This window comes from Solwaraspora sp. WMMD1047 (genome assembly GCF_029626155.1).
In the GTDB taxonomy this organism is placed as follows: Bacteria; Actinomycetota; Actinomycetes; order Mycobacteriales; family Micromonosporaceae; genus WMMD1047.
The window spans coordinates 3,737,297-3,756,829 of record NZ_JARUBL010000001.1; the positions used below are offsets into that span (position 1 = coordinate 3,737,297).

The 19,533-nt window shown below is 70.4% G+C and carries 18 protein-coding genes and 1 pseudogene; 13 read left to right on the top strand and 6 right to left on the bottom strand.

Annotation, left to right across the window (positions count from 1 at the left end; all coding sequences use genetic code 11):
* Positions 1 to 17 precede the first annotated feature (17 nt).
* Both O7627_RS16950 and O7627_RS16955 read left to right on the top strand, forming a co-directional pair.
* Positions 18 to 764 carry an arginase family protein gene (locus tag O7627_RS16950; RefSeq protein WP_278094488.1) on the top strand — a complete coding sequence of 249 codons (747 nt, stop codon included), beginning with the start codon at positions 18 to 20 and terminating at the stop codon, positions 762 to 764.
* Positions 765 to 1,038: 274 nt separating this feature from the next.
* Positions 1,039 to 1,632, top strand: a complete 594-nt coding sequence (locus tag O7627_RS16955) for a hypothetical protein (protein WP_278094489.1) — start codon at positions 1,039 to 1,041, stop codon at positions 1,630 to 1,632.
* An 81-nt stretch (positions 1,633 to 1,713) separates the two neighbouring features.
* Here O7627_RS16955 and O7627_RS16960 read toward each other — a convergent pair whose 3' ends face one another.
* Positions 1,714 to 1,902: a hypothetical protein gene (locus O7627_RS16960; RefSeq protein WP_278094490.1), complete on the bottom strand. Its 189-nt coding sequence runs from the start codon at positions 1,900 to 1,902 to the stop codon at positions 1,714 to 1,716.
* 149 nt (positions 1,903 to 2,051) lie between these two features.
* Here O7627_RS16960 and O7627_RS16965 point away from each other — a divergent pair, with 149 nt between their 5' ends.
* Both O7627_RS16965 and O7627_RS16970 read left to right on the top strand, forming a co-directional pair.
* A complete protein-coding gene (locus tag O7627_RS16965) occupies positions 2,052 to 2,822 on the top strand; it encodes an XRE family transcriptional regulator (protein WP_278094491.1) in 771 nt (256 codons plus the stop codon).
* 354 nt (positions 2,823 to 3,176) lie between these two features.
* On the top strand, positions 3,177 to 3,785 hold the full coding sequence (locus O7627_RS16970) for a hypothetical protein (RefSeq protein ID WP_278094492.1): 609 nt from the start codon (positions 3,177 to 3,179) through the stop codon (positions 3,783 to 3,785).
* Positions 3,786 to 3,859: 74 nt separating this feature from the next.
* Here the strand turns inward: O7627_RS16970 and O7627_RS16975 are convergent, their stop codons facing one another.
* Positions 3,860 to 7,315 carry a ThuA domain-containing protein gene (locus tag O7627_RS16975; protein WP_278094493.1) on the bottom strand — a complete coding sequence of 1,152 codons (3,456 nt, stop codon included), beginning with the start codon at positions 7,313 to 7,315 and terminating at the stop codon, positions 3,860 to 3,862.
* 572 nt (positions 7,316 to 7,887) lie between these two features.
* Between O7627_RS16975 and O7627_RS16980 the strand changes: the two genes are divergently transcribed.
* Together O7627_RS16980 and O7627_RS16985 are read left to right on the top strand one after the other, a co-directional pair.
* Positions 7,888 to 9,594, top strand: coding sequence for a cellulose-binding domain-containing protein (locus O7627_RS16980; RefSeq protein WP_278094494.1), 1,707 nt, complete (start codon positions 7,888 to 7,890; stop codon positions 9,592 to 9,594).
* A 407-nt stretch (positions 9,595 to 10,001) separates the two neighbouring features.
* The gene (locus tag O7627_RS16985; protein ID WP_278094495.1) at positions 10,002 to 10,610 is read left to right on the top strand and encodes a hypothetical protein; all 609 of its coding nucleotides are present in this window, start codon (positions 10,002 to 10,004) and stop codon (positions 10,608 to 10,610) included.
* Between the two features lie 64 nt (positions 10,611 to 10,674).
* Here O7627_RS16985 and O7627_RS16990 read toward each other — a convergent pair whose 3' ends face one another.
* Positions 10,675 to 11,481 (bottom strand): TetR/AcrR family transcriptional regulator C-terminal domain-containing protein, encoded by an 807-nt coding sequence (locus O7627_RS16990; protein ID WP_278094496.1) that lies wholly within the window; start codon positions 11,479 to 11,481, stop codon positions 10,675 to 10,677.
* A gap of 103 nt (positions 11,482 to 11,584) precedes the next feature.
* Here O7627_RS16990 and O7627_RS16995 point away from each other — a divergent pair, with 103 nt between their 5' ends.
* The 6 genes and pseudogenes from O7627_RS16995 (at position 11,585) to O7627_RS17020 (ending at position 17,116) form a co-directional block, all read left to right on the top strand.
* Positions 11,585 to 12,217 (top strand): GNAT family N-acetyltransferase, encoded by a 633-nt coding sequence (locus O7627_RS16995; protein ID WP_278094497.1) that lies wholly within the window; start codon positions 11,585 to 11,587, stop codon positions 12,215 to 12,217.
* A gap of 128 nt (positions 12,218 to 12,345) precedes the next feature.
* A complete protein-coding gene (locus tag O7627_RS17000; RefSeq protein WP_278094498.1) occupies positions 12,346 to 13,119 on the top strand; it encodes a trypsin-like peptidase domain-containing protein in 774 nt (257 codons plus the stop codon).
* 33 nt (positions 13,120 to 13,152) lie between these two features.
* Positions 13,153 to 14,144, top strand: a pseudogene (locus O7627_RS17005) (MoxR family ATPase); the annotation flags it as partial.
* A gap of 61 nt (positions 14,145 to 14,205) precedes the next feature.
* A complete protein-coding gene (locus tag O7627_RS17010; protein WP_278094500.1) occupies positions 14,206 to 15,045 on the top strand; it encodes a DUF58 domain-containing protein in 840 nt (279 codons plus the stop codon).
* Complete coding sequence (locus O7627_RS17015) at positions 15,042 to 16,013, top strand: VWA domain-containing protein (protein ID WP_278094501.1); 972 nt, start codon at positions 15,042 to 15,044, stop codon at positions 16,011 to 16,013. Before O7627_RS17010 ends, O7627_RS17015 begins: the two co-directional genes overlap by 4 nt.
* Positions 16,013 to 17,116 carry a VWA domain-containing protein gene (locus O7627_RS17020; protein ID WP_278094502.1) on the top strand — a complete coding sequence of 368 codons (1,104 nt, stop codon included), beginning with the start codon at positions 16,013 to 16,015 and terminating at the stop codon, positions 17,114 to 17,116. Before O7627_RS17015 ends, O7627_RS17020 begins: the two co-directional genes overlap by 1 nt.
* 142 nt (positions 17,117 to 17,258) lie before the next feature.
* Here the strand turns inward: O7627_RS17020 and O7627_RS17025 are convergent, their stop codons facing one another.
* The 3 genes from O7627_RS17025 to O7627_RS17035 are packed head-to-tail and all read right to left on the bottom strand — an operon-like array spanning position 17,259 to position 18,596.
* Positions 17,259 to 17,441 carry a DUF397 domain-containing protein gene (locus tag O7627_RS17025; RefSeq protein ID WP_278094503.1) on the bottom strand — a complete coding sequence of 61 codons (183 nt, stop codon included), beginning with the start codon at positions 17,439 to 17,441 and terminating at the stop codon, positions 17,259 to 17,261.
* Positions 17,442 to 17,449: 8 nt separating this feature from the next.
* Positions 17,450 to 17,635, bottom strand: coding sequence for a DUF397 domain-containing protein (locus tag O7627_RS17030; protein ID WP_278094504.1), 186 nt, complete (start codon positions 17,633 to 17,635; stop codon positions 17,450 to 17,452).
* A gap of 16 nt (positions 17,636 to 17,651) precedes the next feature.
* A complete protein-coding gene (locus tag O7627_RS17035) occupies positions 17,652 to 18,596 on the bottom strand; it encodes a helix-turn-helix transcriptional regulator (protein ID WP_278094505.1) in 945 nt (314 codons plus the stop codon).
* A gap of 221 nt (positions 18,597 to 18,817) precedes the next feature.
* Between O7627_RS17035 and O7627_RS17040 the strand changes: the two genes are divergently transcribed.
* A complete protein-coding gene (locus O7627_RS17040) occupies positions 18,818 to 19,426 on the top strand; it encodes a hypothetical protein (protein WP_278094506.1) in 609 nt (202 codons plus the stop codon).
* Positions 19,427 to 19,533: the final 107 nt, after the last annotated feature.

Genomic DNA, 19,533 nt, shown 5'->3' on the forward strand with positions numbered 1-19,533 from the left:
TCGGTAACCTCCGGGGGATGAGTCGGATCCTGGTTCCGTACCACCTCGATGAACACCTTCCCGACCTGCGGGTCCCGATCGACGTGGACGAGTCGATCCGGGTGGACCTGCCCGACGGCGGCGACCCCTGGCACCGGATGGCGACGCTGTACGACGCCGTCGCGGAGACCGTCGCCGGGCGGATCCGGGGCGGGGCGCGCCCGGTGGTCGTCTCCGGCGACTGCACCGCCTCGCTGGCCGTGCTGGCCGGGATGGGACGCGCTGGCATCAACCCGGGCATCGTCTGGTTCGACGCGCACGGCGACGTGCAGACCGTGGAGACCAGCGCGTCCGGTTACCTCGGTGGGATGCCGCTGCGGATCCTGGCCGGCTACCGGCCCGAGCTGATCGGCCGGCGGCTCGGGCTGGTCCCCGTACCGCCGGAGCGGATCCTGCTGGTGGACGCCCGCGACCTGGACCCACCCGAGGTGGACTACCTGGCCGGGTCGGCGATCGGGCGCCACGACGTCGCGGACGTCACCGACGGGGTGATCCCGGACGGTCCGCTCTACCTGCACCTGGATCTCGACATCCTGGATCCGGCGGAGCTGGCCGGGCTCAGGTTTCCGGCGCCTGCCGGGCCGGCGGCCACGGCCGTCTGGGCGGCCGCCAGGCGGGTCCTGGGGACCGGCCGGGTGGCCGCGATCGGGCTGGGCTGCACCTGGCACCCGGGCCACGCACCGGATCACCTGCGCGAACCACTGGACCGGCTGCTGACCGGGTGATCTCGGCCGAGGCGCCGGGCTTCGTCCTCGGTGTCCGGTTTCCGAATCATGATCGACTTAGTAGCCGTCCGTTTTGCCGGAATCTGGGATGGGGTCGGGGCGTTACACCCGGCGTACGACCGCAGGACCTGGCCCCGCCCTCGCGGGCTGGTGGCTGGCCCGGTCGTGCATCCCCCTTATGAAGTCGCGCTCTGCCTTCCTGGAGCGCGCCGGCATCCTTTCGTGTCCCCCCGACGCGTGGGTGCTGACCCCCGATCGGAAGGACTGATCTTTGATGAACACGAACAAGCTCCGTAAGGCTGCGCTGGGTGTCGCTGGTCTGGCGTTTGTCGGTGGCGTGACCGCCGGCCCGGCGGTGACTGCCGCGCTGGATGAGGGTGCGCGTTCGATGGCGCCGACGGCTGCGGTGGCGGCGGAGAAGCCGGACACGGCGAAGCTGATGCCGAATGGCACTCAGGGTGCTCAGCAGGACGTGGAGTGGAACGATGAGCAGGTGGCGAATGCGAAGGCCATCATCGAGGCCACCAAGGCCAACGGGATGGACGAGCGGGCTGCCGTGATCGCGGTTGCTACCGCGATGCAGGAGTCGACGTTGAACAACTTCGGTCACCTGGGTGACCGTAACGACCATGACTCGCAGGGCCTGTTCCAGCAGCGCCCGAGTTCGGGTTGGGGTTCGGTGGAGCAGATCACCGACCCGCAGTACTCGACGACCGCGTTCCTGAAGGCGCTGAAGCAGGTCGACGGCTGGGAAGAGATGCCGCTGACCGCTGCGGCGCAGACGGTGCAGGTGTCGGCGTTCCCGGATCACTACGCCAAGTGGGAGCAGGCGGCCGCCGACTTGGTCGCCGAACACTGGAACAGCTGAGTCGAATCCGAAGGGCCGGTTCCCCGCGTCGCCGGGGGAGCCGGCCCTCGGCGATCTTGGGCCGATCCGATGGTGACGGGGTTACTGGATGCGCAGGGCGTAGAGGGCAGAACTGCCCTTGCCGTTGTCCAGTTCGGCAATCCGGAGGTCGCCGACGGGGACCGTGATCGTCTGGCCGGTGGCGCCACTGCCAGCGTCGACCCGAACCTCGACCGTCCCGTGCTCCGGCAGCGACCGTGGGCCGACCGCCAGGACTTCGGAGTGTGCCATAGAACATCCCTCCTGCTCACGCGAACCGCGAGACTCATGGGCAATAACAGCGGACAGCCCATGATGTCGCCGGAATGTCGTCCTACGCGACGGCGTTCGAGGCGACTTTCCGGCGGCATTCGGGGTGACATTTCGGCGACATTGAATCTATGCTCGCCTCCATGACGACCAGGTCTAACGCGACGCTCCGCGCGGTGCGCATGGGTCTACTCATGAGTCAGGACGACTTCGCCCGTGCCCTGCGCGAAGCCGGCGCACGCGCCGGAGTGCCGAATGACGCCAACAAGCGGCTGGTCCAGCGCTGGGAGGCGGGTCTCATCGTGTCGCCGCGCCCGGCGTACGCCCGCGCTCTGGAGGTCGTCACAGGGCTGCCGATCGGGTCGCTCGGATTCACCTTGGCCGCCGTGTCGCGCACCGAGGGCATCTCAGACGACGGGCGGGGTGGTCACGATCTGGACCCGCCAGCGGTCGAGAAACCCGCTGAGGTGCGGCAGCCCGCACCGGGCGGCAACTACTCCGGCGTATGGCTGTCCCGCTACGAGTACTACAGCTCAGGCCGGGGCGATACGTTCACCGGCCGGCACTACGTGGTCCTGCTCCAGCATGGTGACCGACTCACCGTGCGGAGCCTGCCGGGCTCGTCGGACTCGCCGCTCACCATGGACCTCACCGTGGATGGCAGCGTCATCACCGGGACATGGGTCGAACAGACCGCGCCGCAGGGCTACTACCGGGGCGCCCGCTACCACGGCGCGATCCAGCTCCTGGCCGAGCCGACCAGGCGTCGGCTGACTGGGAAGTGGGTCGGCTTCGGCAAGGAGATGGACGTCAACACCGGCCCGTGGGAACTGGTCTTCGAGGACGCCAGCACGAACAAGGCGACGCTGGCGAGATACGACCGGCGACCCGATCCCGAGTAGGTCGTACCGCAGGGTCACCTACGGCTACCCGTACCGGCCGCCGAGGTGTTGTGGGAACCGGGGATGGCGAAGGTGCTCGCTGTCGGCCATGCGTCGGGTGTCCGATCCGGCAACCCCGAATCGGCTTGATCAACTTAGTAGCCGTCCGTTTTGCCGGAATCTGGGATGGGGTCGGGGCGTTACACCCGGCGTACGACCGCAGGACCACGCCCCGCCTCCGGGCTGGCTGGCGTTTGGCGCCCGGTCGTGCATCCCCCTCATGAAGTCGTGCTCTGCCTTCCTGGAGCGCGCCGGCATCTTTCGTGTCCCCCCGACGCGTGGGTGCTGACCCCCGATCGGAAGGACTGATCTTTGATGAACACGAACATCTTCGAGAACAGCAAGCTCCGCAAGGTTGCTCTGGGTGTCGCCGGTGTGGCGTTCGTCGGTGGCGTGACCGCCGGCCCGGCCATCACGGCCTCGCTGGACGAGACTGCTGCGCCGATGACGACCGTCGCCTCGGTGACCACCGAGAAGCCGGACGCGGCGAAGCTGATCCCGAACGGCACCCAGGGTGCCCAGCAGTCTGTCGAGTGGAACGACGAGCAGATCGCCAATGCGAAGGCCATCATCGAGGCCACCAAGGCCAACGGGATGGACGAGCGGGCCGCCGTGATCGCGGTCGCTACCGCGATGCAGGAGTCGACGCTGAACAACTTCGGTCACCTCGGTGACCGTAACGACCACGACTCGCAGGGCCTGTTCCAGCAGCGTCCGTCGTCGGGTTGGGGCTCGGTCGAGCAGATCACCGACCCCGAGTACGCGACCACCGCGTTCCTGAAGGCGCTGAAGCAGGTCGACGGCTGGGAAGAGCTGCCGCTGACCGCTGCCGCCCAGACGGTGCAGGTGTCGGCGTTCCCGGATCACTACGCCAAGTGGGAGCAGGCGGCCGCCGACCTGGTCGCCGAACACTGGAACAGCTAATCGAAAAGCACCATCCGGCGTGGGCCGGGTCCCGTACCACGGGGACCCGGCCCACCCGTGTCTGCGGCGTCAGCTCACCTGCCGTACACCTCGAAGGTGAACAGCGAATAGCCCCACGCGGTGCCCCGGGCCGTGCCGTTGATCCGCACGTAGCGGCCGGTCGCCCCCAGCCCGGCGTGGTCGTCCTCGCCGCCGTCGCCGGCGGTCACGGACCGGACCGTGGTCCAGTCCGAACCGTTCGCCGAGGTCTGGATCTGGTACGCCGATCCGTACGCCGCCTCCCAGACCAGCCGGACCCGGTCCAGGGCGTACGACTGGCCGAGGTCGACCTGGATCCACTGCGGGTCGGCGAAGGCGCTCGACCAGCGGGTGGTCGCCGACCCGTCCACCGCCGCCGAGGCCGGGAACGCGGCCGACTCGACGCTCGACGCGGTGGCCGGCTTGTTGAGCGCCAGGTTCGTCGAGGTGGGTGGCGCCCCGGTGAAGGTGAACTCGTCGATGTCGAGCAGTGAGCCCGCCCCGCCGGTGAAGACCAGGTACAGGGTGTGCGTACCCGATGGTGGGGTGACCGTGCCCGTCACGGTGGTCCAGGTTTCCCAGCCGCCGGTCGGGGCGACGGTGGCCGTGCCGACCACCGGCCCGGTGGGCGAGCCGGTGCGCAGCGAGATGGTGCCGCCCGCGCCCGCCGAGGCGACCCGGGCGGTGAACGAGGTGACCCCGGCCAGGTGGTACGGCGTGAACGAGAGCCAGTCGCCGTTCTCGATGTAGCCGACCGCGCTGCCGCCGTGCGCCGACGGCTTCGCCACCACGGTCACCCCCTGGTGGGCGCCGAAGTGCTCGGCCTGCCGGGTCCTCGGCTGCAGCACCACCGGCGATGACACCACGGCGGTGGTCGAACCGGCCGGGGTGTACTCGGCGCTGATCACCCCGAAGATGTTGGCGTTCGGGTCGTGCTCGCCGTCGACGGTGGTCTGGATCGTCCCGGAACAGCCGGTCGTGTTGACGATCGGATGCCCGTGGCTGTCGTGGCCGAGGATGTAGCTGACCCGGACCCGGGCGCAGTCGACGGTCGCCGCGTTCGGGTCGGTGACGGCGACCTGGAACGGGATCGCGTCGCCGAAGCTGAACAGCCGCCCGTCGACCGGCGTGGTCAGCCGGACGGTGGCCTGCCCGACCCTGACGACCACGCTGGCCGTGGCCCGCCGGCCGGTCGAGTCGGTAACCGTCAGGGTCGCGGTGTACTCGCCGTTCGCGGAGTACGTGAACGACGGGTTCGGCGCGGTCGAGTCGGTGCTGCCGTTCGTGGTGAAGTCCCAGGCGTAGCTGATCGCGTCGCCGTCCGGGTCGGCCGTCCCGGCCGAGCTGAACTGCACGGTCAGTGGCGCGTTGCCGCTGGTCGGCGTCGCGGCGGCCACCGGGATCGGGGCCCGCCCGGAACCGGTGTTGTAGCCGATGCGGTACAGCGCCGAGTTGGCGTCGCCGCCGAACCAGCCGGTGCCGTAGTCGAGGACGTAGAGCGCGCCGTCGGGGCCGAACTCCATGTCCATCACCTGGGTGCCGCTCCACGGGAAGTTCTCGATGGCGCCCACCCCGCCGCCACCGGTGAGGGTGACCGTCCGGATCCAGCGCCGGCCGAACTCGCCGAGGAACACCTTGCCGCTCATCGAGGCCGGGAACTTGACGTCCGAGACGAGCGCCGGGTCGTGCCGGTAGACGGTGCCGCCCATCGGGGAGAGGCTGCCGCAGCAGATTCCCGGCGGGTCCTGGCCGCCGCCGTACGGCAGCCACGCCGACCGGCTGGCCGGCAGCCGGCCGATCCCGGTGTTGTTGCGGGAGTTGTTCGTCGGGCCGCCGGCGCAGTCGAAGGTGCCGTTCGACGGGCCGCTGGGGAAGGTGTACTCGTGGTAGGGCAGGTTGCGGTTGGTGCAGTACGGCCAGCCGTAGAAGCCCGGCTCGGTGATCCGCTCGAAGGAGACGTCACCGGCCGGCCCGCGGTTCGGGTCGGCGGTGCCCGCGTCCGGGCCGTAGTCGCCGAGGTAGACCACGCCGGTGGCCTTGTCGACGCTCATCCGGAACGGGTTGCGGAAGCCCATCGCGTAGATCTCCGGGCGGGTGTTGGCGGTGCCGGGTGCGAACATGTTGCCGGCCGGCACGGTGTAGCCGCCGCCAGCCGACGGCCGGATCCGCAGCACCTTGCCGCGCAGGTCGTTGCTGTTGGCCGAGGTGCGCTGCGCGTCGAAGGCGGGGTTGCGGTCGGTCCGCTCGTCGATCGGGGCGTAGCCGGCGGAGTCGAACGGGTTGGTGTCGTCGCCGGTGGAGAGGTACAGGTTGCCGGCGGCGTCGAAGTCCAGGTCGCCGCCGACGTGACAGCACATGCCCCGGCTGGTGGGGATGTCGATGACCGTGACGGCCGACTGCAGGTTCAGGGTGTGGTCGGCGTTCACGGTGAACCGGGAGACCCGGTTGACGCCGTTGAAGGGGGCGAAGTCGGCGGGGGTGCCGGTGGCGGGCGCGCCGCCGGCCGGGGTGTTCAGCGGCGGGGCGTAGAACAGGTACACCCAGCGGTTGGTGGCGAAGTTCGGGTCGGCCTTGATGCTCTGCAGGCCCTCCTCGTCGTGGGTGTAGACCGGGATCGTGCCGGCCACCTTCGTGTTGCCGGCCGGGTCGGTGTAGCGGACGACACCGTCCCGGGAGGTGTGCAGCACGCCCCGGTTCGGCAGCACCGTCAGGCCCATCGGCTCGCCGGTCTCGGCGACGCCCTTGGCCAGGGTCTGGGTCTCGTAGCCGGGCTGCTGGCCGGCCGAGCAGCCGCCGGTGCCCAGCGCCGCGTACCGGATGCCGCCGAGCAGGTGGGTCCGGAAGTTGGCCTCGCTGTAGCTGGCCGCGGTGTGGCCCATGCCGGTGTACCAGGACCGGCCGCCGTCGTAGCCGTGGCACCAGGCGATCGGGTGGTCGGCGCCCATCGTGCCGCCGGTGTAGGTCGACTCGTCGAGGGTGGCGAGCACGTGCACGTCGCCGCGCGGGTTGTCGCGGTAGTTGTACCACTCGTCGTGCCGCTGCCAGGCGGTCGGCAGGCCGGCGGTGGAGGGGTGCGTCGGGTCCTCGATCCGGACGGTCGCGTCCTGGTTGGCGGGGTGGCTGGCGAAGTAGGCGCCGACCAGGCCGCCGTACCAGGGCCAGTCGTACTCGGTGTCGGAGGCGGCGTGCACGCCGACGTAGCCGCCGCCGGCCCGCAGGTAGCCCTCGAACGCGGTCTGCTGGCTGGCGTTGAGCACGTCGCCGGTGGTGGAGAGCCAGACGACGGCGTCGAAGCGGGCCAGGTTCGCGGTGGTGAACTGGCCGGCGTCCTCGGTCGTCTCGACGGTGAAGTTGTGCTGCGTGGCCAGCTGACCGATCGCGGTGATGCCGGCCGGGATGGAGTCGTGCCGGAAGCCGGCGGTCTTGCTGAAGATCAGGACGGTGAAGTCTGCCTGGGCCTGCGCGGGGGTGGCGGTGAAGCCGACGAGGCACATGAGCAGGACAGCACCCATCGACAATCTTCGTAACATGGTCGGTCGCCCCTTTTCCTGTGTCGTACGAGGACGGACGGGCGTGCCCCGACCACGCCGGACGATGTCGGTCCAGTGACGCGCATCGTTCTGTTCGAACCATAGGAAATTCTTAACAACCTGTCCAGATGTTTCGGCCAAAGTGATTGGACTTTTAGTCGATGTTGCGAAAGTTGGTGGCGGACCGGCGGTAGCCGCAGGACGACGCAACCCGTTTGCTGTCAAGGCACCGCGTCGTTCCGCCTCCAACGGGGATGCGCCAGCGAACTTTCGCTGCACAAAGACAATCGACACCTATGGTCGAACCGGACAAAACGTCATTGTCGCGCCAGCTCGCATTAATCGAGAATCATCGATTAGAGGGCTGTGGGTCTGGGTGGAGGGCGACCTCGACGTGATCCCGCCGTACGTGACCGCGCGTCAAGACGTCCGGGTGCGCGCCGCGTACGACCTGGCGGGGTCAGGCAGCTCCCCGGAGTAACCCCATCGACTCCGCCTGGAGGAAAGCCGTGCACATCAACCGGTATCGATCACGGCCGTTATCGGCCGCGGTGGTGACCGCGCTCGCCGCCACCGGCGCCGTGGTCGTCTCACTGACCCCCGCCCATGCCGCCACCGGATGCGGCGTCACCTACTCGGTCGCCTCCCAGTGGCAGGGCGGCTTCACCGGGAACGTGGTGCTGACAAACCTCGGCGACCCGGTCAGCTCATGGACCCTGACCTGGACATTCGCCGACGGGCAGCGGGTCACCCAGCCCTGGAACTCCACCGTGTCGCAGAGCGGCAACCAGGTGACCGCCCGCAACGTCAGCTACAACGGCAGCCTCGCCACCGGGGCGAGCACGTCGTTCGGCTTCAACGGAGCCTGGTCCGGGAGCAACCCCGTGCCGACCAGCTTCGCCATGAACGGCACGGCCTGCACCGGCGCGCCGTCGACCGGCAACCCGACCACGCCACCTCCGACCGGCCAGCCACCCACCAGCCCGCCACCCAGCACCCCACCGCCCAGCAACCCGCCGGGTAATCCCAGTTGGGGACAGGGGCTGCCGCCGGCGGACGCCCCGACCAGCCGGGCGTACGAGCGGATCCGCACCGGGGTCGACTACCTGCCGCGCAGCGGCGAGTGCTCGGTGGACATCCACCGGCGGTACTGGACGTACGGACCCGACGGGAAGGTCTACCCCACCTGGCACCCGGCCCGGGACCCCAGCGGATGCGCCTTCGGGCACGAGCACGGCGACGATCCGCGTACCTCGGACCTGTTCGCCACCGCCGGCTGGCCGGCCTTCGGCTACACCAGCGAGGTGATGGCCACCTCGCTGGCCGAGACCAGCCAGCGGCACGAGGACCACGTCGGGCACAAGGTGCTGTCGGTCAACAACGTCAACGTCATCCAGGGTGACAACGGCAGCAGCTTCTTCCCGCCGCAGGGCACCGTCATCGCCGTCTGCGACGTGCTGCTCAAGTTCCACCAGGGCACCCACTCCAAGGACGCCTTCACCAACAACATCCACGAGCTGATCTACAACAGCCGGTGCCAGCGCGGCAACGGCGGGGCGGTCACCGAGGCGAGGTTCAGCCTGATGATCCCCCTCGGCCGGGCCGGCGGATTCAGCCCCAGCGAATGCCCGGGCTTCGGCGGCCAGTTCATCAACGTCGGGCCCGCGGTGCCGGCGGACTCGCCCTCGGAGAACCGTTCGCTGGGTCGGCTGATCACCGAACCGGGCTGCGTCCAGGCGATCCGCGAGGGTCGCACCCACAACGACCCGCTCTACCCGAACCCGGTGCCGTTCACCGTCTCCGACATGGACGACTTCTGGTTCGCCGATGTCCAGGTGACCGGTTCCGGGCTCAGCTTCCGCCTGGCACCGCTGTTCTACGTGGTCAACCCGTCGCGCTACTACGACCCGGCCCAGCCGGACCGGCTCGGCCGGATCGTCGACCTCTGCTACACGAACCTCGCCGGTGGCAGCTACTGCGAGGAGGTCCGCCGGATCACCCAGCAGACCGGGCAGCAGATCGCCTGGGACGACCCGCGCTCGCCGTTCAAGGGCACCCTGCGGGAGTTCCGGCCGGGCACCTTCACGGTCCAGAACAGCGGCCCCACCACGGTCTACACCGACGTGTACGGCCGGAACGCCTCCACCACGCCGTTCACCGGCTCGATCCAGCAGTACTTCTCGGGCAACTCCTCGACACCGCTCTACGTCCGGGGTGCGACGAGGGACTACGCCACCGACCAGGTCCGCGCGCCAAACTGATCAGGTCGGGCTGATGGAGGTGCCCGTGGCGGAGTTGTCCGCCGCGGGCACCTCGCCCGCCGGCCGAGGCGGGTGGGCGGATTGTCGGGTGATGCACCGGGCCGCCGAGCTGCTCACCGACCAGGCTGTCCGCGGTGACCTGGATGCGTCGGGGTGTCCGATCCGAGGCCCCGAGATCGGCTTGATCAACTTAGTGGCGGTCCGTTTTGCCGGAATCTGGGATGGGCCGGGGGCGTTACACCCGGCGTACGACCGCAGGACCACGCCCCGCCTCCGGGCCGGTTGGTGTAGGCGCCCGGTCGTGTATCCCCTGAAGTCGTGCTCTGCCTTCCTGGAGCACGCCGGCACCTTTTCGTGTCCCCCCGACGCGGTGGTGCCGTACCCCCGATCGGAAGGACTGATCTTTGATGAACACGAACATCTTCGAGAACAGCAAGCTTCGTAAGGCTGCGCTGGGTGTTGCTGGTCTGGCGTTCGTCGGTGGCGTGACCGCCGGCCCGGCCGTGACCACTGCTCTGGATGAGGGTGCCCGCTCTATGGCGCCGACTGCCGCCGTTGCGGCGGAGAAGCCGGACACGGCGAAGCTGATCCCGAACGGCACCCAGGGTGTGCAGCAGGACGTGGAGTGGAACGAGGAGCAGGTTGGTAACGCGAAGGCCATCATCGAGGCCACCAAGGCCAACGGGATGGACGAGCGGGCCGCCGTGATCGCGGTTGCTACCGCGATGCAGGAGTCGACGCTGAACAACTTCGGTCACCTCGGTGACCGTAACGACCACGACTCGCAGGGCCTTTTCCAGCAGCGCCCGTCCAGTGGCTGGGGCACGGTGGAGCAGATCACTGATCCCGAGTACGCCACGACCGCGTTCCTGAAGGCGCTCAAGCAGGTCGACGGCTGGGAAGAGTTGCCGCTGACCGCCGCTGCGCAGACCGTCCAGGTGTCGGCGTTCCCGGACCACTACGCCAAGTGGGAGCAGGCGGCTGCTGACCTGGTCGCCGAACACTGGAACAGCTAAGTCGAGCAGTAATGGGCCGGATCCCGACCGGGATCCGGCCCATTACTCGTCTCAGCAGGCTGGCCTACCTGTCACCCACCCCGGTCAGGCCCGCCAGGACGCGGCCCAGGCCGTCCCGGAACGCCGCGTCGGCGTCGAAGGTGTCGGGCGCCGCGTCCCCGGTCAGCTCATCCAGCCAGGGGTGACGCAGGCGGCCGCCGGTGCGGTCCAGCCGTCGCGTCTCCCGACCCCACCAGGACCGGTACGTCGTCCCCGAGCGGGCCGACTCCTGCTGCTCGGCCCGGATGAGCAGCGCCATGCCTTGCACGTACCCGCTGAGCGACAGATAACGGCGCAGCGCCGTCGCGGTGTCGAGGCCGAGTGCCACGAAGGCGTCGACGCTCGCCCGCGCCAGGTCGAGAACCGCCGGGACCAGCGGCGGCCTCGTGGTCGCCAGGACTCCGACGAGCCACGGATGGGCCCGATAGGTCTCCCACTCGTGTTCCGCCAGCCGGGCGAGCGCCTGGGCCGGCGTACCGGTGGGCGGGGCCGGCGGACGGCGCCTCGACAGGACGTGCTGCACCAATGTCTCCACCAGACGGTCGCGGCTTCCGAGGGTCTGCTGCACGGCGGTGAGCGGTAGCCCCGCCCGGTGTGCGACCCCGCGGAGGGTGAGCGCCTCGGCGCCCTCCGCGTCGGCCAGGCCGAGGGCGGCCGCGATCATCCGGTCCGTACGCGGTTCCGGCGGCGTGCGTCTGACGGCCGCCGCCAGCCGTCCGCGGTCGCGGCGACGCCGGTACGCGCGGGCCTGGCAGGACCGTGAGCAGTAGCGGCGCGGCCGCCCGGTCCGCGCGGGCGCCCCGAGTTCCCGCCCGCACTCCGCGCACCCCATCGCGCCTCCTTTCGTCCCACAGTTCGTGTGACGAAACTACTTCGCCGCGCGCCGCCGGTGCCGCAGCGTGGCAGGCGTACGACATCCGTCGCGAGGAGGCGCCATGACCACCCTGACCACCCGCCCGGCCCACCGATCAGAGTCCGGCAGCCTGCTGGCCATCTGCCTGGAGGCGTTCGCGGACGAGGCGGTAACGGCCTGGGTCGTGCCCGATCCGGAAGCCCGGTTGGCGGGTATGCGGGAGATGTTGCCCGCGTCGCTGGCGGCGGCCCTGGACGCCGGGGCGGTCATCCTCGCGGTCGGCCCGGACGGCGAGGCCGTCGCGGCGTCGGTCTGGATCGACAAGCAGGGAGCCCCGGCAGCACCGGTGCCGCCGACGGCCGGCGACCCGGTGGCGCGACGGCTGGCCATGGTGGTGTCGGCCACGGCGGCGCGGCATCCTGCCGTACCCCACGTGTACCTGTCCGCCATGGGCACCCTGCCGCGCTGGCGCGGGTCGGGCGCCGGTACGGCGATGCTGCGCCACGGCCTCGACCGGGCGCGCGGGCTCGGTCTGCCCGTCTACCTGGAGGCGTCGACCCCGTCGAACCGCAGGCTGTACGCCCGGCACGGATTCTCCGACCACGGCCCGCCGGTCCCGCTGCCCGACGGCGGTCCCGTCCTGCAGCCCATGTGGCACGGCACCGGGACGCCGTGGGCGTACGCCGGCAGCGACCCGCTGTCGAACACCCGGTAGGACCGGCCGTCACCGCGTGTCAGCGCGAACAGCAAGATCGGCCGCGTCGGCCGGGTCCCCGTACGATGGGGTTCCGGCCCACGCCCTTCTCGGAGGGAATCCTGAGCTGGGAGGCCTACCGTTCCTTGATGCCGAGACAACCCAGCACCCTCGTCCGCGGTCGCGCGGTGCCGATCACGCTCGCCGTGGTGGCGCTGCTGGTGCTCACCGCGTTGGTCGCGTTCCGCTGGGGTTCGGCCGCGTCGTCGCCCGGTCCGGACGCCGCCAGCCCGACTGCCTCCGACGACACCGGCGACGGGACGCTGACCGTGGCGGAGGTGTACGCGACCCTGGCTCCCTCGGTGGTCTCCATCGCGGCCACCCGCACCGTCGGGGCGGGCGGCGGCACCGGGGTGATCATCAACGCCGACGGGACGATCCTCACCGCGTTGCACGTCGTGCGGGACGCCGGCGCGATCCAGGTGACCTTCGCCGACGGGACCCGGGCCGCGGCCACGGTCGGCGACACCGACCCGGCGAACGACATCGCGACGCTCACCCCGGCCGCCCTGCCCACCGTCGTCGTGCCGGCCGTTCTCGGCGGCGGGGTCTCGATCGGCGACGAGGTGGTGGCGATCGGAAACCAGCTCGGCCTGACCGGCAGCACCACCGCCGGCGTGGTCTCCGGGCTCGGCCGCTCCGCCAGCTCGGACGGCACCGAGGACCTCAACGGGCTCATCCAGTTCGACGCGGCGGTCAACCCGGGCAGTTCGGGCGGACCGTTGGTGAACGTCAGCGGCGCCACGGTCGGCATCGTGGTGGCCCTGGCCAATCCGACCGAGGCCGGCACCTTCATCGGTGTCGGGTTCGCCGTGCCGATCGGCGTCGCACTGGGCGCCGGCGCCAACGCACCCCAGATCTGACCGAGCAGGCACCCCCACCCCGAGGACGGACCCATGGACACCCCGCCCAACCCCAACGGCTCCACCCCGCCGGGCGCCAACCCGGTGGAGCAGGTGCTGTACGAGGTCAAGAAGGTGATCGTCGGGCAGGACGTGCTGCTGGAGCGCCTGGTCGTCGCGCTGCTCGCCCGTGGGCACATCCTGGTCGAGGGGGTGCCGGGCCTGGCCAAGACCCTCGCGGTGAAGTCGCTCGCCGAGGCGGTCGGTGGACAGTTCCACCGGATCCAGTTCACGCCCGACCTCGTCCCGGCCGATCTCGTCGGTACCCGGATCTACCACCAGCCGACCGGTGAGTTCCAGGTCTCGCTCGGCCCGGTCTTCACCAACCTGCTGCTCGCCGACGAGATCAACCGGGCTCCCGCCAAGGTGCAGAGCGCGCTGCTGGAGGTGATGCAGGAGCACCAGGTCACCATCGGCCGGGAGACGTACCGCGTACCGGAGCCGTTCCTGGTGCTCGCCACCCAGAACCCGATCGAGTCCGAGGGCACCTATCCACTGCCCGAGGCGCAGGTGGACCGGTTCATGATGAAGGTCGTCGTGGGCTACCCGGCCCGCACCGAGGAGTTCGTCATCGTCGAGCGGGCGATCGGCGCCGCCGCCACGATCGCCCGCATCATCGATCCCGCCCGGCTCGTCGAGCTCCAGCGGCAGGCCGACCAGGTCTACGTCGACCCGGCCCTCATCGAGTACGCGGTGGCGCTGGCCAACGCCACCCGCGACCTCGGCACCGTCGGGCTCGGGCACCTCGCCCGCTACGTCACCTTCGGGGCCAGCCCGCGCGCCTCGATCAATCTCGTCCTCGCCGCCCGGGCCCTGGCCTTCGTCCGCGGCCGGGACTACGCGCTCGGCGAGGACCTCGCGGACCTCGCGCTCGACGTGCTGCGACACCGCCTGGTGCTGTCGTACGAGGCGTACTCCGACGACATCACCGCCGACGTGGTGGTGCGGCAGATCCTGGCCGCCGTGCCCCGCCCGGACCGCGTCGGCCAGGGGCGCTGACCGGTGGCCACCGCCCCCGAGCGGCTGCTGCGGCGACTGGAGTGACGGGTGCTGCGCCGCCTCGACGGGCAGCTGCAGGGCGGGTACCGGACGGTGTCGCGCGGCGCCGGGATCGACTTCACCGACCTGCGCGCCTACACGCCCTCCGACGACGTCCGGCACATCGACTGGAACGTCACCGCCCGGCTGGACGAGCCGTTCGTCCGGCAGTACACCGAGGACCGCGACCTGACCGGCTGGCTGGTGCTCGACCGGTCCGCCTCGATGACGCCGGGCGGCGCCGGGCCGGGGAAGGCCGACGTCCTGACCGACCTGGCGATCTGCCTGGCCCGGCTGCTCTCCGGATCGGGGAACCGGGTCGGCGCGATCCTCTACGACAACCAGCGGCAACAGGTGATCCCGCCGCGTACCGGTCGGACCCAGACCCTGCGGCTGGCCCACGAACTCGGTCGGCCGGTCGAACCGGGCGGCGGCACCACCACCGACCTGGCGGCGATGCTCCGGCTGGCGGCCGGCACGGCCCGCCGGCGCAGCCTGATTTTCGTTGTCTCCGACTTCATCGGGGAGCCGGGCTGGGAGGCGCCGCTGGCCCGGCTCGCCCACCGGCACGAGGTGATCGTGCTGCGGGTCGTCGATCCGGCCGAGCTGGACTTGCCCGACCTGGGACTGGTCCTGGTGGAGGACGCCGAGACCGGGGAGCAGTTGCTCGTCGACACCAGCGACCCGCACCTGCGGCAACGGCTGACGGCCGAGGTGCGGGCCAGGGAGGCCACCCTGGCCGCCGCGATGAGTCGGGCCGGCGTGGCGGCACACCGGATCACCACCGACCACGACCTGACCCGGACCCTCGTCGACCTCGCCCGACGCTCGGGACGGCGGCGCGGATGACCGCCCGGTACCCGCTGCTGCTCCTCGTCGCCGTGGTCGTCACCGTCGCGGCGGTCACGGCGTACGTCGTGCTGCAGCGCCGCCGCGCCGCCGCCCTGGCCGGCTCGCCGCTGGCGTTCTCCGCCGCCTCCCGCCGGACCGCCGTACGCCGGCACCTGCCCTTCGCCCTGTTCCTCGCCGCGCTCGCGCCGCTGCTGGTCGCCCTCGCCGGCCCGCAGACCGTCGTCGAGGTGCCACGCGTCGCCGGGACCGTGATCCTGGCCTTCGACGCCTCCAACAGCATGGCCGCCGACGACGTCGAACCGTCCCGGTACGCCGCCGTCCAGGAGGCGGCGACCCGATTCGTACGCGCCCAGCCCGCCACCGTCGACATCGGCGTGGTCGTGTTCGGGCCGGGCGCGCTCACCACCCAACTGCCCACCGACGACCACGACGAGGCGATCGCCGCGATCAACCGGCCGAGCGTCGGCGGTGGGACCTCGCTCAGCGCCGCGATCCTGGCGTCCCTGACTGCGATCGTCGGTGAACAGGTGACGCTGCCCGACGACGAGGACGCGGAGCCGCCGGATCTCGGCTACTGGGGCTCGGCGACCATCGTGATCTTCTCCGACGGCGAGGACACCACCGGCCGCGCGGAGGAGGCCGCGGCGCTCGCGGCCGCGGCCGGCGTCCGGATCGAGACGGTGGGCATCGGCACCACCGAAGGCACCACCGTCGAGGTCGACGGCTACCAGGTGGCCACCGCCCGCGACGACGACCGGCTGGCCAGCCTCGCCGAGATCACCGGCGGGACCTACCACCAGCCGCAGGACACCGCCGCGCTCGACGACATCCACCGCGCGATCGACCTGCGCGTCACCACCCGACCGGAGCCGATCGAGCTCACCGCACCGCTCGCCGGGGTGGCGCTGCTGCTCCTGGCGGTCGGCGCGCTGCTGATGATCCGCTGGCACGGAAGGATCGTCTGATGTCGTTCGCCTGGCCCTGGGCACTTGCCGCGCTGCTGGCCGTACCGTTGCTGCCGACCGTGCGGTGGTGGCTGGCCCGGCGCCGCCGCCGGACGGCGGTCCGGGTCTCCAGCCTCGCGCTGATCCGGGCGGCCATGCCCGGCCGGTCCGGGTGGCGCCGCCGGATACCCGTGGTCCTGTTCCTGGCCGGCCTGATCAGTGTCGGCCTCGGCACCGCCCGGCCGCTGGCCTCGGTGCCGGTGCCCGCCAACTCCGCCTCGATCCTGCTGGCGCTCGACGTGTCACTTTCCATGTGCAGCACCGACGTCGAGCCGAACCGGCTGACCGTCGCGCGGGACGCCGCCCGGCAGTTCATCACCTCCCAGGAGGAGGGCACCCGGATCGGGTTGGTCGCCTTCTCCGGGGTGGCTGGCCTGCTGGTGGAGCCGACGACCGATCAGGCCGAACTGCTCGCCGCGCTCGACAACCTCGACACCGCCCGCGGCACCGCGATCGGGATGGCGGTGCTGACCGCCATCGACGCGATCGCCGAGACCAACCCGGCGGTGCCGCCGACCGGCGTCGACCTCGACCCGGGTGCCCCGCTGCCCGGCGTCGACGGCGACTACCAACCCGACACCATCGTGGTGCTCACCGACGGCGCGAACAGCCAGGGCGTGGATCCGATCACCGCCGCCGAACAGGCCGCCGCCCGCAAACTGCGCGTCTACACCATCGGCTTCGGCACCACGGAACCCGCGCCGATGGTGTGCCGCGCCGACCAGATCGGCGCCGGCGAAGCCTTCGGCGGGGACGGCCGGTTCGGCGGCGGCCGGTTCGGCGGCGGACGCCTGCTGCGGATCGACGAGGCGAGCCTGTCGGAGATGGCCCGGCTGACCGGCGGCGAGTACTACCGGGCGGAGGACGCGGACCAACTCGTCGACGTGCTGCTGGACCTGCCGGACGCGATCGTGGTGCAGCAGGAGGAGATCGAACTCGCCGGGTGGTTCGCGCTGGTCGGCGCGCTGCTGACAGCCGCCGCCGTTGCGCTGTCGCTCTGGTGGAACCGGGCACTGAGCGCACCCGTCCGGTCCACCCCGGTCCGTCCGCCGACCCCACCGTGACCGAACTCGCGGCCTACCCCGGGTGCTGGCCTGGGCGACCGGGCCGCCCTCGCCGGTAAACCTTCTCCCAGGCACGGCCAATGATGATGCGTGCTGCAACGGAGACCGACGTAGGAGCCCGCCTGAGGAGACGCGCCCTCTGCTACTGCCTGATCTTCAGCGCCGCTACAAAGGCGGTGAACGAGTGGCGGCCGAATCGTAGAGCCGGGCCGGTTGGGTCCTTGCTGTCCCGCACGGATACGGCGTCCGCGCGTTCGGCGATCTCGACGCAGGCGCCGTTGGTGTTGCTGCGGCTACTCTTCCGCCACCTGGTGTCGTCGTGCATCGTCCCTGCTACTGGTTGCTCTTTAGCGCCGTCACGAAGGCGGTGAACGAGTGGCGGCCGAATCGTAGGGTCGGGCCGGTCGGGTCCTGGCTGTCGCGGATTGCGGTCATGCCTGGCAGGTGAGCGACCTCCACGCACTGGCCGTTGCTCTGGCTTCTGCTGCTCTTGCGCCACCGGGCGCCAGTCAGATCCACTGTTCCTCCCCTGTTCCTAAGCCAGCGCGCGTACCGCCGCCTCGATCCGTTCCCGGGACGCGGACGGGCTGAGCGCACTGGACTGGAGGTGCGTGTACGCCATGATAACGCGTTGTAGGTCGGTCTCCCGCTCGAGGTACACGTCGCCAGCCAGTGTCTCCACGTACGCGACGGGCGAATGGATCTCCGGGTCAAACTCGAGTATCGCGATCGACCCGAGCATGCCGGGGTGGGCGCCCTCGTGGAATGGGAGGATCTGAATGTGAACGTTGGGACGGTGTCCCATCTCGAGCAAGTGTTGGAGTTGGTCGCGTAGGACGTCGGGTCCGCCGACCTGACGGTGGAGCACGCTCTCGTCGAGGATTGCCCAGAGCGTGGTGGGGTCCTCCTCCGTGAGGCAACTCTGTCTCGCGACCCGGACCTGCCTCCGCCGGTCGCGTTCCGACTCTTCCTGGGTGATCTGCTGCTGGTCCAGTAGCGCCCGGGCGTACGCCTCGGTCGGCAGCAGGCCGGGGACGGCAGCGAGCTCGAAGTTCCGTATAGCCAGGGCGGCCGACTCCAGCCCGATGTACATCGCGTAGGGGGCGGGGAGTTGGCCATACTTCGCCCGCCAGCCGCGTTCCTTGCCCTGACGTTGTAGCTCCAGCAGCCCATCTCGCTGCTGAGCGTCCGTGACGCCGTACTCCGTCAGCATCACCAACACGTCCGCACGTGCGGCGCCGACATCGCCCGACTCGATTTTGTAGATCTTTGACGAGGAGCAGCCCAGTTGGGCTGCTATCGACTGGTGCGTCAGGCCGACGGCTTCGCGGAGCTGTCGCAACTGTCCGCCGAGCTGCCAGCGCGCGATGGTGGGACCGGATGCCCTTGTCACGTACACCTCCAGGTAGCTCCTGATCATTCCGCGGTGTCGCGGATGGGTCGGGTGTCCGATCCGGCGGACCCGGATCGGCTTGATCAACTTAGTAGCCGTCCGTTTTGCCGGAATCTTGGATGGGGTCGGGGCGTTACACCCGGCGTACGACCGCAGGACCACGCCCCGGCTGCGGGTTGGTTGGCGTAGGCGCCCGGTCGTGCATCCCCCTTATCAAGTCGTGCTCTGCCTTCCTGGAGCGCGCCGGCACATCTTCGCGTCCCCGCGCGTCGGTGTGCTGCACCCCCGATCGGAAGGACTGATCTTTGATGAACACGAACGTCTTCGAGAACAGCAAGCTCCGCAAGGCTGCTCTTGGTATCGCTGGTCTGGCGTTCGTCGGCGGCGTGACCGCCGGCCCCGCCGTGACTGCCGCGCTGGATGAGGGTGCCCGGTCGATGGCGCCGACGGCTGCAGTGGCCGCTGACAAGCCGGACACGGCGAAGCTGATCCCCAACGGCACCCAGGGTGCCCAGCAGTCTGTCGACTGGAACGACGAGCAGGTCGGTAACGCGAAGGCCATCATCAAGGCCACCAAGGCCAACGGCATGGACGAGCGAGCCGCCGTGATCGCGGTCGCTACCGCAATGCAGGAGTCCACCCTGAACAACTTCGGTCACCTGGGTGACCGCAACGACCACGACTCACAGGGCCTGTTCCAGCAGCGCCCGAGTTCGGGCTGGGGCTCGGTCGAGCAGATCACCGACCCCGAGTACGCCACGACCGCGTTCCTGAAGGCGCTGAAGCAGGTTGACGGTTGGGAAGAGCTGCCGCTGACCGCTGCCGCCCAGACGGTGCAGGTGTCGGCGTTCCCGGACCACTACGCCAAGTGGGAGCAGGCGGCTGCCGACCTGGTCGCCGAACACTGGAACAGCTGACCACCGATACACACCGAACGGGCCGGGTTCCCACACCACGGGGACCCGGCCCATCGCTGTCTTCGCCGAGGCGAGGCGGAACCCGGCCACCGGCCGCCACGAGGATC

Bases quoted from the DNA above. Each gene is read 5' to 3' on its own strand.
- O7627_RS17000 (WP_278094498.1), top strand. From the start codon at position 12,346: ATGCCGAGACAACCCAGCACCCTCGTCCGCGGTCGCGCGGTGCCGATC.
- O7627_RS17040 (WP_278094506.1), top strand. From the start codon at position 18,818: ATGAACACGAACGTCTTCGAGAACAGCAAGCTCCGCAAGGCTGCTCTT.
- O7627_RS16970 (WP_278094492.1), top strand. From the start codon at position 3,177: ATGAACACGAACATCTTCGAGAACAGCAAGCTCCGCAAGGTTGCTCTG.
- O7627_RS16995 (WP_278094497.1), top strand. From the start codon at position 11,585: ATGACCACCCTGACCACCCGCCCGGCCCACCGATCAGAGTCCGGCAGC.
- O7627_RS17025 (WP_278094503.1), bottom strand. From the start codon at position 17,441: ATGCACGACGACACCAGGTGGCGGAAGAGTAGCCGCAGCAACACCAAC.
- O7627_RS17020 (WP_278094502.1), top strand. From the start codon at position 16,013: ATGTCGTTCGCCTGGCCCTGGGCACTTGCCGCGCTGCTGGCCGTACCG.
- O7627_RS16955 (WP_278094489.1), top strand. From the start codon at position 1,039: ATGAACACGAACAAGCTCCGTAAGGCTGCGCTGGGTGTCGCTGGTCTG.
- O7627_RS16975 (WP_278094493.1), bottom strand. From the start codon at position 7,315: ATGGGTGCTGTCCTGCTCATGTGCCTCGTCGGCTTCACCGCCACCCCC.
- O7627_RS16990 (WP_278094496.1), bottom strand. From the start codon at position 11,481: ATGGGGTGCGCGGAGTGCGGGCGGGAACTCGGGGCGCCCGCGCGGACC.
- O7627_RS16985 (WP_278094495.1), top strand. From the start codon at position 10,002: ATGAACACGAACATCTTCGAGAACAGCAAGCTTCGTAAGGCTGCGCTG.
- O7627_RS17015 (WP_278094501.1), top strand. From the start codon at position 15,042: ATGACCGCCCGGTACCCGCTGCTGCTCCTCGTCGCCGTGGTCGTCACC.
- O7627_RS16965 (WP_278094491.1), top strand. From the start codon at position 2,052: ATGCTCGCCTCCATGACGACCAGGTCTAACGCGACGCTCCGCGCGGTG.
- O7627_RS16960 (WP_278094490.1), bottom strand. From the start codon at position 1,902: ATGGCACACTCCGAAGTCCTGGCGGTCGGCCCACGGTCGCTGCCGGAG.
- O7627_RS16950 (WP_278094488.1), top strand. From the start codon at position 18: ATGAGTCGGATCCTGGTTCCGTACCACCTCGATGAACACCTTCCCGAC.